This window comes from Pseudomonas sp. AM8 (assembly GCF_036346475.1).
GTDB lineage: Bacteria > Pseudomonadota > Gammaproteobacteria > Pseudomonadales > Pseudomonadaceae > Aquipseudomonas > Aquipseudomonas marginalis.
The window spans coordinates 1-14,248 of the sequence record NZ_JAOTNX010000018.1; the positions used below are offsets into that span (position 1 = coordinate 1).

A 14,248-nucleotide genomic window follows, 5' to 3' on the forward strand; every position below is an offset into this window, starting at 1 on the left:
TTTTGAACGGCTGCCGTTTTTTGAAACCGCTATGGCTCAGCAGTTGAGAAATAGCTGCCTACTTCAGACCATCCCTAACTCTCGGATTAAGGTGGTCGAATGGAACCAAGCTCCGAATGGAACATATTTTCTCAAAAAGGGAAGTGATACAAAGGTTTTTGAGGGAAATGTTCCTCAGTCGGTTAAAGAGTCGTTGAGTTTGTTTGTTTCAGATATTGGCTCCGGGGAGTTTTTTTCATATGTAGGGCACTTGGTTTCATTAGAGCCAGGCAATTTCTGTTCTGGGTTTGCTCTCTCCTGATTTTATTGAGGTCAATGGTCACATTTTCTGGCTGCCTAACGCTCAGCAATACGATCCGCAAAAATTTCATTTGAACGGGCTGGTTGAGACCGAATCTAGTGTGTTGGAACAAAGTACATCGCGTAGAGACGTTGAACGATACAGAAATATTTTTTCAATAAATCAGTTCTTTTCAAAGTGGGAGGATGCACCGGGCCGACCCGTATTTAAAGTGGGCCTGTCGGAAGAAGATTATCGTCTTTGTCATTTATTTTCTGAACAGATAACTAGATATTGAAAGCGCGCGTTATCCGATGCCTTTCCAGAGAAGGTATTTCAGTTTGAAATTGCTGACGATCTTCTCGATGAATATGGCGTCTGTCTGACATTCTGGCAATCGTAGTTTAAAGAGCGCACAGGATGTGTCCGCGCCATTAAAACCACTGCCAGAGACTCAACAATAATTATGCGTTTAGAAATGGTTGAGAAAAGCCTTGTAGAAAAACTTAAGGTAGTCAGTGAGGAGCAACGAAGACGTGCTGTAAAAGTGGCTTGCGAACTTGCTTTGCAGGCCTGCCCAGTAAAAGTTTCTATTGTTGCCGAGTCTCTTAGGTATCTACAATCTGTCAATAAACTGACGACTGATCAGGTTTCTGGGCTAGATGCTTTAGCTGCACAGTTAGATGAGAAGTATTTTGACTTGCAAGACAGCCTGGACGAAGGGCAAAGCTTAAATGTAGAAGGCCTTCAGCTGTTTAGCCAAGCTCGCGCTGTATCGGCGCTGTCCTTAGCTGGTGGAGAGGATTCGCTTATTCGTGCTAGCGATACTCTGATTCGGGATTGGTTGACCACTACATTTTGCTCCCCACTCGGACTTATCTTCTGGTGCTCTTCCGCTGTGACAACCTTTATTCTTCTGAAAAAACACCTTGATATTATGAACTGACAATATTTGTGACATCCTTTTTTAATTTGCAAACGCTCGATTTCTCCATGGAGGCCTCTACATACAAGGGGTATTGTGACAATCTTTATTTCTTGGGCTCACGGGGGCAGTTCAGGCGCTAGTGGGCTGAGCGGTTAATTCATTTATCTAATGGTAACGATATACTGTGCGTCCAATGTCATGGATTGGTTATACGCATGGCCCGACCGACTTCCCCCTTCGCTTTAATGCCTTCCGGTCTCATCGCCCTGCAAGGTTGGTTGCGTATGATTACGCTGGAATAGAGCCTCGCCCAGAGAGCGCGCATCCTGCTTCTACTGGCTGACGGATTGACGCCCAAGGCCGTCAGCGAGCAGTTGCAGGTCACGCCGCCGACGGTATTCAAGTGGCGAAAACGTTATCTGGAGGCGGGAATCGAAGGGTTGAGCGATCTGCCGCGCAGCGGTCAGCCACTCAAACTTGGGCCCGATAAAATCAACGAAATCCTGACACTGACCACCCGGCGTGTACCCCAGGAAGCCACTCACTGGAGCGTCCGTTTGATGGCCAAGTATGCGCGGGTTACCACGTGGCAGGTGCGGCAGGTCTGGGCCGCTTCCGACCTCAAACCCCATCGTCTGAAGACCTTTAAAATCAGCAACGATCCTCATTTCGCCGACAAGGTAGTCGACGTGGTCGGGCTCTATCTGAACCCACCGGATAACGCCCTGGTGTTGTCGGTTGACGAGAAAACCCAGATCCAGGCGTTGGATCGCACCCAACCGATGCTGCCGCTACGCCCAGGTCAAGTTGAGCGTCGGACCCATGATTACAAGCGCCATGGTACGGCGAGTCTATCCGCGGCTTTCGACATCCTGACCGGCCAATTAATCGGACGGATTACCCAGCGCCATCGAGCCAAGGAGTTTCTGGCTTTTCTGCAACAGATTGAACGCAGCACGCCAGCCGGACTGGATCTGCATGTGATTCTAGATAACAGTTCGACCCACAAAACTGCTGCAATCAAGCAGTGGCTGGAAAAGCATCCGCGTTTCAAATTGCACTTCACACCAACCAGCGCGTCTTGGCTGAACGCCGTGGAAGGCTGGTTTGCACAACTGGAAAGACGAGCGCTATACCGGGGTGCCTTCACCAGCGTCGCCGACCTAAAAGTCGCTATCCGCCAATTTATCGAGGCTCACAATGAGCATTCAGCCAAGCCGTTCAAGTGGAATAAAACGGCTGAGGCCATCATTAGTTCGGGACATAAAGCGAAGCTGAGCGTGATAAAAAATAAATTAATGGATTAACCGCTCAGGCCACTAGCTCCGGTGCGAATGGAGGGCCTGGTCAAAATGGCGGCGCGGGTGCCGCAGGCGGTCCTGGTCAAAATGGAGAACGTGGAGGCGACGGAGGTGCCGGAGTCAATGGCGGGCCTGGTGGAAATGGAGGCGCCGGCGGAGCTGGTGGGGCAGGCGCATCTGGCGGAGATGGTGGAAACGGTGGTGCTGGAAGTGGCGGTGCGGCAGGTGGTAATGGCGGCGATGGTGGAGCAGGAGGCGACGGAGGAAATGGAGGGAACGGCGGTGATGGTGGTGACGGATAAAAGGCCTTCATCAGGACTGGGAGGTTCGATGGTTCAACCGGACAGATGCAAGAAGCCCGGCGTGAGCCGGCTTCAGTATGAAGGATGAATGCTTGAACAAGATACAACGAGCCCGTCAGGCAATGGCCTTACAGGTATGAGGAACTTTATTTGTGAGACAGAACACTAGAACCACAAATTCATCCATGCTGAAATTTATCAAGGCCGATGTCTCAGGGTACCGATTGATTTGAACGCCGGCTATCTAGGCATGTCGCCGATGTCGGCAGGCATTTCCGTTTTGGGGTTCGCTGGAGCAGCGGGTGCATGCACAGCCGTATTGGCTGACAGCATGTCCATGGCCGACAGCAGAGAATCGCCCTCGATCGGCCCCTGAAGCAGGATTGCCTGATCGGTTTGACGATCATGCAGCCGGACCGATGGCGTGGCAGTCACGCCGCTCTTTGTGGCTTCGGCGGCCTGAGCGCGTATCGCTGCCTCGGGCCGCTCGCTCGCCAGGCATTGCTCCATGGCTGGCGTGAGGTCGGGATATCGCAGGCCGTCGGGCAGGCCTTGTCCGTCGCTGCGCGTATGGCCATAGACCCATTCGATGGCCTGCCAGAAGGCAGCATGCCCACCCGACTCAGCGGCGCATTCCGCCAGACGTGCTTCGGTTGAGGCAGCTGGTTCGTGCGCGGCCAGTGGCATGTGGTGCCATTGCAAGGCCACGTCCGCGTTGTCGCTCACCCAACGCTTGAGCAGCGGGAAGTAGGACCGGCAGAATGGGCATTCGAGGTCCGCATAGAGCGTCAACGTGAAACGACCCTCGGGGTTGCCCAACTGCCAGGGAGGTCCAGCTACCTGTGCAGTATTGACCGGCACGGGAGACTGCGGCATGGATTCGCCGGGCGACCTGGACCATAGCCAGATCAGCAGTAGGGCGAGCAGCGCAGCGGCCAAACACCAGAGCCAGCGAGGCCACCAGCGCCTGCGGCGGAACGCCTGCACCTGTATCGGAATGGAAGGACGTTTGGGCGTCATGGCTTTCTCCGGCGGCTATTGCGGCAGGTCCAGGGCCGGCGAATCGATGCCGCGCGCCTGGTCGATCTTCTCTGCCACCTTGAAGGCGGCGTCCAACTCGCTGATGCCGAACTGCTGCATGAGCTGGTAGCGTTCGGCCTTTTCCTCGGGTTCGGTTTGCGCCAGCGCGAGGTACAGGCTTGGCGGAACGGCCCGGAACAGCACCTCCATCGACTTCGACAGGATCACGCCCTCGGTGAATTTCCCCGCCTCTTTGCGTGCGGAAAGCATCAGCGCTTTCTGCGCGGGCGAGAGTTCGCGGAAGCGTGCGATCTTCTCGACCTCATCGGGCGGCATCGACAGACAGATCCACCACTCGATCATGTTCAACATGGGTTCGGCCGCACGCGGCAGGTCGTCGATGTTCTGCGTCGCCAACCAGAACCATGCGCCCAACTTGCGCCACATCTTGGTAATTTTCACGACATAGGGCGCGAGCAGCGGGTTCTTCGTGATGATGTGGCCTTCGTCGGTCACGTTGATGATCGGGCGGCCCAAGTACTGATCGCGCTCGGCGATGTTGTTGACGGTGCTGATGAGGCTGATGTACGCGATCGACAACTGGGCGTTGTAGCCTTCGCGGGCATAGGTTGCGAGATCGACCAACGTGATGTCGGCTTCGGGCCACGGCGTGCCGGGCCGATCGAACATCTCGCCGTCGGCACCCTGGCAGAACATATCCATGGCATCGGCCATTTCCAGTAGGCGCACGCGCCGCATTTCCGGGAGCGTGGCGTCGCTGCCGCGTGCGCGCAGCGCGCCCTGTACGTCGCGTGTAAGTACCGTACGCTTCTCGCCAACGCAGCTTTCAGCCGCATCGAGGATGCACTGGCGGATCAGCGAGCGGTCCGCCCGCGTCATTCGTGCCTCCTCTTTGTCCTCGCCGCCGGTGATCATGAGGCGTGCGGTGATTTCCAGCTCGCCGAGCACGTCGCGCTGCTCGTCTGCCTCTATGGCGTCCTGTGGCTGTTCCTCGTCCAGCGCATCTGCATCGAGCGTTTGCATGTCGCTCGGCGTCTCGATCAGTCGGCGTGCGTCCGCAAAGGGAGCCAGGCTCACGCCCACCCCGGGCGCGAGCCTGACGCGGTGGACAGTCAGGCCGAGCTTGCGCGCGAACTCGGCGAACAGCCCGAAGCTGTTGCCAGCCTCCACGATGAACAGGCGCGGGCGGTAGATCGCCGTGACCTGGTTCAGCAGATTGTTGAGCGTGGCCGACTTGCCCGAGCCCGTCGGTCCGAACAGGAAGAGGTGGGCATTCATCTGCCTGTCCAACCTGTTGAGGGGGTCGAAGGTGATCGGCCCGCCGCCGCGATTGAACATCGTGATGCCGGGATGCCCTGTGCCCTGGCTGCGCCCCCACACCGGCGATAGGTTCGCGGCATGCTGCACGAACATCAGTTGCGTGTACCACTTCTTCCGATCCAGGCCAGGGTTGTAGCAACACGGCAGCCAGCGCAGATAGCTGTTGAGCGGCGCCACCTCGTCGTCCTCGCGCACCGGCTGCAAGCCGGCGTTGAGCATCACGTTCGCAAGATCGAGGCCGCGCCGGTCCAGTTCGGCTTCGTCGCGCCCGCGCAGATAGAACGCCAGGGCGCCTCTGTAGAGCTTGTGCGCGCTTCCGATCATCGAGCGCGCCTCATGCACATCCTTGAGCGTCTGCTCGGACGCAAGCGTCTCGCCCACAGCCTTTCTCGCCAGGTGGTTCAGTTCTGATTCGAGGACGTCCTGCGGCGTGGCGACCATCGTCAGGCACATCAGCGTGTCTTCGGGCATCTGGTCGAACAGCGTGTTGATCGCATCGCCCTTGCGGGTCTCGCCGGTCAGGTGCCCCGTGCCCGGTGGCATGCGAAGCCGGTCAGTGACTAGCACGCGGTGCGGCATCTCGTCGAAATACCAAGCGCCTTGCGCAACGTCCGAACGTGGTTGCCCAAAGAACAGCCGCTGGCTGAAATCCCGCCCGCTCGCCAGTTCGATCTCGCCGTTCTCAGCTTCGTCGGGGTACCGCGCCAGCGCGTAGAAGCGCTCGCGGTCCTCGGCACCTGGCCCAAGCAACTCGGGATTCGGGTTGAACCACCGCAGTAGCCAGTCGTGAACGTCTGCTGCGACCATGCGCTGGGCCTGGATGCCAGCGTTCGCCAGTCCTCCGCACAGGCGGTCGCAGACGATGTTGAGCATCTGCTCCGGCGTCTGGCCACGGCGGCTCGCCTGGCCGGTGGAACGGCGATAGACGACCATGCGCACGCGCCGGGTCTGGCCGCGCCAGCGCAGCCGCGTGACCACCGTGTCCTCGAAGAGACCTCCGGGCTTGGCCACTGCGCGCAGATGATGACCAAAGAAGCGCAGGTAGAACTCGGTGAACGCGGTGCCGCGCGCGCGTGGCTGCGCGTAGTCATGCAGGGTCTGCATGTACTGGTCGAAACTGGGTTCGTCCTGGGCGTAGAGCTGAAGCACCCAGGGGTTCTCATCCAGTTCATCAAAGCTGTCCTGGAGCGCATTCTCCAAAGCGTCGCGGGCATGCGCGAGCCAGCCGGGTTCCCGGCCCTCGGTGCCCAGCGGCACCAGCTCATAGAAGGCCGCCACCGATTGCCCGTCCTCCAGCAGCATTGACTTCGACTCGGGCAGGAACTCCACCCAGGGCAGCAGTTCCACAAAGGACGGCGCAACGTCGTACAGCGCCTGCTCGTCGGCCAAGGTTGCCGGCCTGGGGCCCTGTACTGCGGCACCGGGTTCGGGAATGCCGGCCTTGCGCAATGCCTCGGCATGGCGCAGCCAGCCGTCCGGTTGCTCTTCATCGCCAGCGCCGGAAGCGGCCAGCTTCGGCCAGGGAAGTTTCCAGCGCATCAGTAGTCCTCCACGCGCTCGCCCGGCATGGCGTACTGGATGCGCTGATACAAGGGGAAAACCGTGGTGTAGCCGGGCACGGGTACGGGATCGGTCCCGACGAGGTGCGGATACACGTACATCACCATGTCGGGATTGGGCAGGCGATGGAACTGGCGATAGATCTCGTTGCGCGCCGTGCGCGTGTAGCGGATCTGCTCGGCGGGTGCGGCCTGCACGTCGGCATCGGTCAGCGGCCGGCGCAGGCTCTGGCGCGCATCGACCAGTTGGCGACGCGCCACCTGGCCGGTCTCACCCACTGCGCCGTCGCCCGTCTTCTGCTGCCAGATGTCCATCATCGAGCGGTCGCCGTGGGTCAGCAGATCCTCCTTGCTGGTGGCGCAGCCGCCCAGCAGCGCGAGGAGGAGGGCCAGCGCAACGCCCTTAGTCAAGTTCGAGAGCATGGTTTTCTCCTGCGCGGTGATCAACTTTGCGACCTTCGGGATCGAAGTCGATGGCGAGCGGCTTTTCGAGGTGGACGGCGACCTTGGCGCCGGGCTGGACATAGACGGCGGCGAACGCCTGGCCGTACAGCTTGTTGACCCAGTTCGACATTTCCTGGACACCGCCCGCGAGAATCCGACCGACCGCTTCCTGACCGGTGATGCCTATGGTGCCAATAGAGCCGTCCGAGCCCACGTAGGACATCTGGCCGCTGTCGCTCTTGATGAGCGAGGCCATGCCGGCACCGGCCGCCGTGATGAGGGCTTGCGAGCCGAGGTATTGCTGTGCATTGCTGCGCCGTTCGCCGCTGACGCAGGGAATGCCGTAGGGATCGCTGATCCAGCCCAGGCCCCCACTTTGTGAGTTTTGCTGCTGGTTGTTTTGCTGGTTGCCGTCGCGATCTTCGGGAATCGTGCGGATCGTTCCATCATGAAAGACGAAGGTGATGCTGCGCACCTGGCCGCGTACGCATGAAAGTGTCCAGTCCCCCGACGCCGTGCCGCTGAGCACCGCACCGGCCACGTCAGGGATTTCGATGCCGTTGGCGGTGAGGTTGTCAGGGCCGACGAGGACTTTGAAGGGGTACGGATCGTTCACAGTTCCGTCGATCGGGACGCGGCCAATCAGCGCCGTCATCACCACCGACCCCATGAGCGTCGAGTTCGTCGGCACGGTATAGACGGGCTTGGTGCTTTTGACGTGGGCGGCGCCTTCGCCCGCCTTCGGCACGGTTTCCGCCGTGGTGTCCAGCGTGCTCTGCGCCGGTCCGAAGCTCGTCGGGAAGCTCGTGCCGCCACCCGTGCCACGGCTGCCATTGCGCCCATCGACGGGCTTCTTGTCGTCCGGATCCACCCAGCGCATGCCGCCTTCCATCCCGGCCTCGTCGCCGTCGCGCAGCCCCAGGCCCACGGGCAGATCGGTCTGACCGCCCCCGCGTCCGCCGATGCTATCCAGACGCCGCTGCAGGTCGGCGAGCAGACCCTCGGTCTGCTGGCGTTCGCTGGTCGCCTGCTGCTGGTCGCGACGCAGGTTGGAGCGCTCGGCCTCCAGCGCCGAGTTGATGCGCTGGTCGATCGAGTTCTCGCGCTGGCGCAGGCGCTGGTTTTCCTCGCGCTGGGACTTGTTGTCGGACAGCGCGGTCTGAAGCTCGGTGCGCAGTTGCTTCACCTGGGCAACGAGCGTCGCCACGGTGTCGCGCGGGGTATCGCCCGCAATGCCCAATGCTTTCATCTCTTCGGGCGTGAGTCGGCTACCCGTGTCGGCCTGGGACGGCGCAGACGACCCGCCGCTCGAGAACAGCCGGATGCCGACGAACAGTACCAGCAGGGCCACAGGAATCATCAGCCACTTCAGGAGTCCGTTACTGCGCATGGCTGGCCTCCTTGTCGTCCTTCGGGTCCTCGGTGTTGGCTTCCGGCTGCGGCAAATGTGTGGCCGAGTCGAAGCTCTGGATGGCGGGCAAGAGCGACTGCGCGAGGCCGTGCCCGCGCGTCACCAGGTACAGAACGGTGGTGTCCTCGGGCGTGCCGCGCGGGCCGAGTGCCTCATGCTGGAAGGTGGCGGTGAGGAATTCGCCTTGCAGCACGCGTGGGTCGAGCGTGATCCAGCCGGTGCTGGTACTGGTGAGGCGCACGGCCGTCACGCACTGATCTTCCAGCCGCCACGAGGCGAGTGCGGTGGCGCGCACCGGCAGCGTCGGCATCAAGGTGCCGAGGTCCAGGTCACGGCGCAGGTTGACCCGCATGACGCCCTGCAGCGGCTCCACGGTGCGCAGCGGCGCGTACAGGTTCTGCGCGGCAAAACGCGTAAGCACCACCGGGATAGGCGTTTCGCGCCGGGCTGGCCGCGCGGCCGCCTGGCGATTGTCGGATGCTGGCGCCTCGTCGGCATCGGCCGGCTGATCGCCGTAGCGCGCGGAGGGCGCAGCGCCCTCGACAATACGCACCGGCTCCAATGCCGGCTCGCCTTCCTTGGCCGGCTCGGCCGCGATGTCCAGCAGGATCAATGCCCCGGTGTCGGCGTCTTGTAGTTGCAGTCGCGTGGGTTCGATCGGCTCGTTCGCGCGCAGGTACACCGCGCCGCCCGCGCTCTGCACGCGCAGGCGCTCGCCCACGCCCGCAGGCACGCCTACGCGTACGTTCCGGTCGACAAACACAATGCGCTCCTGGCCAACCTTCAGCGGCACCGCCAGCGGCATGCGTTCCCAGCGCAGAATCTCCACGGCCTGGGCCACAGGCGCCGAGGCCACGGCCAGCAGCCCCAGCAGCGAGAGTACAGAGTGCTTCATGGTGTTTCTCCTTGAGGCGCTTGCGCAGGCAGGCCGCCAGCCGCTGGACGGGCCGGCTCCGGTGCGCTGATGCGCTGGGGCGTGCCGTCATAGCAATCGAGCGCCAGGCCGAATGGGTTGCGCGAGGGATCGACATCCACCCGCGTGACTTTGATGGGGTAGCGCACCAGGGCACGCTTGACCTGTTCGGAGCCGTAGTACTCGTCGGCGCTGATGTCCAGCGTCACCACCCAGTCGCGGTCGGAGACCACGCGCACGCGGGCGGTGGGATCATCGCCATAGCCGCGGCCAGGGATTTCATAGATGCCGCGCACGCGTTGCCGCAGTTCGCCCGTGCTGCGCCGGTAATTGAAGTCGGCACGCAGAAAGGCGTGGCAGGAAGGCGTGAGGTACGGTGAGAGCGCATGCAGGTTGCGCGGGTAATCTTCTTCGCCATTGGTCGGCCAACGATTCAACTGCTGGAACACGTAGAACGTGAAGGCATAGACCGATTCGGGGGGCACTTCCCACCACTTGCGGGTGCTGCCCGAACGCAAGTCCGGTGGGACATGAATCGTCAGGTCGCGCGGTGCATTCCACCAGCCGCCACCCATGACCAGGGCGACCATGACCAGTGCACCAACACCCAGACGAAGCGTTTTGATGTGCGCCTGCAGATGGGTGATCTCATTCTTGAAACGGCTCATCGTGCGCCCCTAGGCATGGACCTGCGGGTGGACCAGAAGCCCGAGCGCGAGATCAGCACATGGCCGCCCACCCAGCCAGCTGCGAGCGGATGGCGCGTGGCGATCCGCCACTGCAACTGCCGGTACAGCCAGGTATCGGGCCGCCCGCGCTTGAGGCGGCGCAGGATGCCTCCGCCGATGAACACGCCGAGGGCCACGCCCAGGACGACGAACGTAGGCGCGAGCGCGATCGTGCGGAACATCCAGGACAGTGGTGCGCCGACCAGCAGGCCGGCGCCGCCGGACAGACCGCAGCAAATCCACAGCTCGTCGGCGGTGAGGCCGCGCACAACAACGGGATGGCGGTTGAGCCGGTGCGGGAGGAACGTCACCGTCCCGTCAGCGCGGACGTGTTGGTGCTCGGACATGGCCAGTCCCCTTACAGGATGCCGGTGGCTTCGGTTAGGAGCCAGATACCGATCACGAGCAGCACGGCACCGATGGCGACCGTGAGCCCGAACTGGCCCCAGGTCTTGCGACCGGTGTGGATTTCCGCGTAGGTGCCGTATGCGTGGTAGCACACGCCAATGAACATCGACGCCACGACCAGGAGGGCCACGAGCATGATGATGTCGTAGCCGTAATTGCGGATGGTCTCCATGATGCCGTTGCCGGTGCCGCGCGTGGGATTCTCCAGTTGCGGCAGTCCCTGTGCGAACGACAGCGCGGGCAGCGCGGCTGCGCCCAGGGCCACAGTGGCGCGCTGAGCAAGACGGGAAGTGAGGATGCGGCTTTGCATGGTCAGTCCTTTCAGGTCAGGAGAGGAGGAAGAAACTCAGGACGAGGTACATCGCGACGAAGCGGATGCACACGCCGAGGAACTGGCGTTGGTTGAGGCGGCTCTCGGACCATCCCACGTAGGCCGTTCGGATGGCCCAGACGCCCCAGACGAGCAGGACCGCGAACACGACGCCTACCAGGACGGTCGCCATCGCGGAAGGCGCGATGCCGCTGTTGGCTTGAAATGCCGAGACCTGGGCGCCGTTCATGGCTTGCCCTCGGCGGTCGTCGTCGGCGACTCGACGGCCCGCTCGGTGCTGTAGTCGCCGGCCAGTTCGGAGGGATCGCGCGGCTGGGCACGTGAGGGCGTGAGATGGTCCTGGATGCCGGTGCGCACGCGCGCCAGATCAGCTAGGAGACGCTGGTAGTCGAAGTGGTAGCGCTCGCCCGGTTCGACGGGAGCATGCGTAGCGCCGTTCGCGACGGTGCGCTCGAGCGCATCGAGCTGGCGCAGGGCGGCGACCAGCTCTTGGCGCTGTGCCGGAGACTCGGCCAACACCATCGGGGACTGCCCCATCAAGAGGGCCGTCACGAGAAACGTGGGCACGCCGCAATGCGCGGCGCGCAGCCAGATCGAAGCCACCATCGCGCCATTCCTGTGTGATCAGCAATGGCCTGATCGTGAAGATCAGAGCTGTTTCAGGCCGCAAACAATAGGAACCTATGGATGACCAGATTAGATGCGCGACGACTTACGAAGAGGACAAACTCGGCATTGAAGGTTATGAGGGATATGCTACTATCAAATAGTGTAAATAACCTTTCAAGGATCCATTATGAGCGTCATTGCAGATCATCCTGGCGTATCGACCTTGGTAGGTACGCCTAAGGAAATTCAGGCCCGGCTCAGCGGGTCACATGCCGACCGTGTGCTGGTTTTGACCTTCAATCACATCAAGCCCAACGTCTTCTCCGCGTTGGCGGAAAATTTCACGAATGTTGCGTCCTCCATGTTCGAAGTGCTGCTCGAGCGCCAGGACCGGCAATCGCTCGAACGGCTGGCCGAGGTGCTGATGCCGCGTACTCCGCCGTCGCCCCGGCTACTCAAGGAGGCGAGCATGCTTGTTCAGGCACGTAGGGCGGTGTTGGATAGCGGCGATTGGCTGACTGCAGCGCATATCGCCCAGTTGGCGGGGCTGAGTACTCGGAACCCGAGTGCTCAGCCCAACAAGTGGAAGAAGCAGGGCCAGATATTCGCCATCAGCCACGGCGGCATTGACTACTTCCCCGGCTACGGTCTGGACCGTGACGCTGGTTTTCGTCCGCTGAAATCGCTGGCCAAGGTCATTGGGGCATTCGCAGGACATAAGGACAGCTGGGGCATGGCCTACTGGTTCCGCTCCGAAAACAGCTTCCTTGGAGGCAAGCGTCCCCAGGATCTGCTGGCTTCGGCGCCTGACCGTGTCATCGCCGCTGCCGGGGACGAGACTCAGGAAATTGCCCATGGCTAAGCGGCGCGCCAAGCCAATCGCCGATGACGAGCCGGCCGGCGGGTCGTCATCGGTCACGCCGGAGCCCTCCGCTGATTTGCAGGTGACCTTCACCGAGTTGGTCGTGGGCACGATGCTTCATCGCGTACACCAGAGCCAGTACCAGGCGGACGAGTTCAATCCCGGCGTGCGCGGTAATGCTCGTTTCAGTCCAATCCAGGACACGAAGGGGCAAGCGATTCCTACGCTGTACGCCGGCACCACGCTGCCGTGTGCACTGATGGAGACCGTCTTCCACGATGTGCCGCATACGCCGGGGTTCAAAAGCTTTGACAAGGTCAAGCTCGCAGAGCAGGTCCATCCCACTGTCCAGGTGGAGGAGGCTCTGCAGGTGATCGACTTGTCCAGTGTGCCGCTGCGCAAGCTGGGTGTGACGCGCAAACAGCTCATCGACACAGAAAAGGACCAGTACCCCGGTACCCGCAAATGGGCCATGGCGATCCATGGTCAATTCCCACAATCCCAAGGCCTGTCTTGGGTGTCAAGGCAAGACGATTCGGCACGCGCGGTGATGCTGTTCGGTGATCGAATCTCCAAGGCCGCGCTCCAGACACTGGGCAGTTCGCGCAGCCTAACTGACGACGCTGGCACCTACGATGCCGTCCTTGATCTGGCGGATCGGATCGGGGTAGCCATCATCCCAGGGAAGAGTTGAATGGAATGTTTCCGGATCGATGAAAGCGGCTACACCGGTCATGATCTGCTGAACCCTGAGCAGCGCTTTCAGGGTGCGACGGCCATCGCCATTGACGATGACGAGGCTAAGCGCCTCATCCGGGAACACTTTCCCAAATTGCAGGCAGAGGAGCTCAAATACCGGGCCCTGGCGCGCCGCCCAGCTAACCATCCTCGCCTGATGGCGTTGCAGCGCGACGTGTTAACCCACCACAGGTGCGTGACGTACGTCTGTGATAAACGCTACCTCCTGCTGCTGATGTTCATGGACTACGCGGTTGAACCGTTCTACTACGAGCGAGGCATGGACTTCTATGAGGATGGGCAGAACTATTCGCTTGCGTCGCTGCTCCACGTGACCGGGCCGACGCTCCTCGGGGCCGGCGCGCTCGATCGATTGCTGGCGAGTTTCCAGCGCGCAGTGAAGGAGAAGAGTTCTGAGGCGCTTGCCGATCTAGTCGCGGCAGCGCGAGCCTCACGCTGGCAAGAACTGCCGGAAGCGCTGGGCCCTCTTGCGCAGTTCGCGGCGCCAGAATGCCTTCAGGCGATCGCGACTCCGGGCGTTACCACGGATGCCGCTTTCGTGGTGCTGCAGTCCTTGGTGAGCAGGATGGAAGCCATAGCCGACGGTCCCTATCGGGTTGAGCACGATCAGTCCAAGAACCTGCTCACCTATCATGATTTGCTGGAACGCTATATCCGGCACGAGGATGCGATCACATTCCGGCAGTCCGAGATCGCGAGCATCACCTTTCCGCTCAAGCTTCAGTCGGTGACTCAGGTCGACTCGAAGAGCAGTCCCGCGGTGCAATTGGCGGATGTGATGATTGGCGCGGCCATCGAGGCGGCGAACACGTTGACCGGGCAGCGCGCTGGGGCACTGAATGCCAGGGAGGTCATGGCTCTGTATGCAGATCATCAATTGATCCACATGCTGCCCTCCATCGATTTCGAAGAACAGAAGCGCTTTCGCAAAGGAACCCAGGCGGCGCGGGTAATTGATTATTTTGCCGAGAATTTCCGTAAGCCTTAAGGGTGGATGGAAGCACTACCTGACTGCGCACGAGAGCGTGGACAGCTAATTAACACTGCCACGG

At 61.1% G+C, this 14,248-nt stretch carries 15 protein-coding genes and 2 pseudogenes; 7 read left to right on the forward strand and 10 right to left on the reverse strand.

Annotated features, from left to right (window positions below; translation table 11 throughout):
• The 4 genes and pseudogenes from V3W40_RS30855 to V3W40_RS30870 form a co-directional block, all read left to right on the forward strand.
• Positions 1-301: pseudogene (locus V3W40_RS30855) on the forward strand (hypothetical protein); the annotation flags it as partial.
• Positions 302-758: 457 nt separating this feature from the next.
• Positions 759-1,226 carry a hypothetical protein gene (locus V3W40_RS30860; protein WP_330208450.1) on the forward strand — a complete coding sequence of 156 codons (468 nt, stop codon included), beginning with the start codon at positions 759-761 and terminating at the stop codon, positions 1,224-1,226.
• A gap of 197 nt (positions 1,227-1,423) precedes the next feature.
• Positions 1,424-2,515 (forward strand): annotated as a pseudogene (locus V3W40_RS30865) (IS630 family transposase).
• Between the two features lie 27 nt (positions 2,516-2,542).
• A complete protein-coding gene (locus tag V3W40_RS30870) occupies positions 2,543-2,899 on the forward strand; it encodes a hypothetical protein (protein WP_330216296.1) in 357 nt (118 codons plus the stop codon).
• Positions 2,900-3,051: 152 nt separating this feature from the next.
• Here V3W40_RS30870 and V3W40_RS30875 read toward each other — a convergent pair whose 3' ends face one another.
• The 10 genes from V3W40_RS30875 to V3W40_RS30920 are packed head-to-tail and all read right to left on the reverse strand — an operon-like array spanning position 3,052 to position 11,572.
• Complete coding sequence (locus V3W40_RS30875) at positions 3,052-3,831, reverse strand: DsbA family protein (protein ID WP_330208452.1); 780 nt, start codon at positions 3,829-3,831, stop codon at positions 3,052-3,054.
• A gap of 15 nt (positions 3,832-3,846) precedes the next feature.
• Positions 3,847-6,711, reverse strand: a complete 2,865-nt coding sequence (locus tag V3W40_RS30880; RefSeq protein WP_330208453.1) for a conjugative transfer ATPase — start codon at positions 6,709-6,711, stop codon at positions 3,847-3,849.
• The gene (locus V3W40_RS30885) at positions 6,711-7,154 is read right to left on the reverse strand and encodes a TIGR03751 family conjugal transfer lipoprotein (RefSeq protein ID WP_330208454.1); all 444 of its coding nucleotides are present in this window, start codon (positions 7,152-7,154) and stop codon (positions 6,711-6,713) included. The genes V3W40_RS30880 and V3W40_RS30885 overlap by 1 nt, the downstream gene beginning before the upstream one ends.
• Positions 7,135-8,565: a TIGR03752 family integrating conjugative element protein gene (locus V3W40_RS30890; RefSeq protein WP_330208455.1), complete on the reverse strand. Its 1,431-nt coding sequence runs from the start codon at positions 8,563-8,565 to the stop codon at positions 7,135-7,137. The genes V3W40_RS30885 and V3W40_RS30890 overlap by 20 nt, the downstream gene beginning before the upstream one ends.
• Positions 8,555-9,481, reverse strand: a complete 927-nt coding sequence (locus tag V3W40_RS30895) for a TIGR03749 family integrating conjugative element protein (RefSeq protein WP_330216297.1) — start codon at positions 9,479-9,481, stop codon at positions 8,555-8,557. Before V3W40_RS30895 ends, V3W40_RS30890 begins: the two co-directional genes overlap by 11 nt.
• Positions 9,478-10,167: a PFL_4703 family integrating conjugative element protein gene (locus V3W40_RS30900; protein ID WP_330208457.1), complete on the reverse strand. Its 690-nt coding sequence runs from the start codon at positions 10,165-10,167 to the stop codon at positions 9,478-9,480. Before V3W40_RS30900 ends, V3W40_RS30895 begins: the two co-directional genes overlap by 4 nt.
• On the reverse strand, positions 10,164-10,574 hold the full coding sequence (locus tag V3W40_RS30905) for a TIGR03750 family conjugal transfer protein (RefSeq protein WP_330208458.1): 411 nt from the start codon (positions 10,572-10,574) through the stop codon (positions 10,164-10,166). The genes V3W40_RS30900 and V3W40_RS30905 overlap by 4 nt, the downstream gene beginning before the upstream one ends.
• Before the next feature lie 11 nt (positions 10,575-10,585).
• Complete coding sequence (locus V3W40_RS30910) at positions 10,586-10,945, reverse strand: TIGR03745 family integrating conjugative element membrane protein (protein WP_003474267.1); 360 nt, start codon at positions 10,943-10,945, stop codon at positions 10,586-10,588.
• A 16-nt stretch (positions 10,946-10,961) separates the two neighbouring features.
• Positions 10,962-11,195 carry a TIGR03758 family integrating conjugative element protein gene (locus tag V3W40_RS30915; RefSeq protein ID WP_003050225.1) on the reverse strand — a complete coding sequence of 78 codons (234 nt, stop codon included), beginning with the start codon at positions 11,193-11,195 and terminating at the stop codon, positions 10,962-10,964.
• On the reverse strand, positions 11,192-11,572 hold the full coding sequence (locus tag V3W40_RS30920; protein WP_330208459.1) for an integrative conjugative element protein, RAQPRD family: 381 nt from the start codon (positions 11,570-11,572) through the stop codon (positions 11,192-11,194). Before V3W40_RS30920 ends, V3W40_RS30915 begins: the two co-directional genes overlap by 4 nt.
• A 190-nt stretch (positions 11,573-11,762) precedes the next feature.
• On the opposite strand from V3W40_RS30920, the gene V3W40_RS30925 reads away from it, so the two are divergent.
• From V3W40_RS30925 to V3W40_RS30935, 3 genes are read left to right on the forward strand one after another with little or no spacing between them, the layout of a single operon-like run.
• Positions 11,763-12,437: a hypothetical protein gene (locus V3W40_RS30925; protein ID WP_330208460.1), complete on the forward strand. Its 675-nt coding sequence runs from the start codon at positions 11,763-11,765 to the stop codon at positions 12,435-12,437.
• Positions 12,430-13,131 (forward strand): RES family NAD+ phosphorylase, encoded by a 702-nt coding sequence (locus V3W40_RS30930; RefSeq protein WP_330208461.1) that lies wholly within the window; start codon positions 12,430-12,432, stop codon positions 13,129-13,131. Before V3W40_RS30925 ends, V3W40_RS30930 begins: the two co-directional genes overlap by 8 nt.
• The gene (locus V3W40_RS30935; protein ID WP_330208462.1) at positions 13,132-14,184 is read left to right on the forward strand and encodes a DUF3800 domain-containing protein; all 1,053 of its coding nucleotides are present in this window, start codon (positions 13,132-13,134) and stop codon (positions 14,182-14,184) included.
• Positions 14,185-14,248 lie beyond the last annotated feature (64 nt).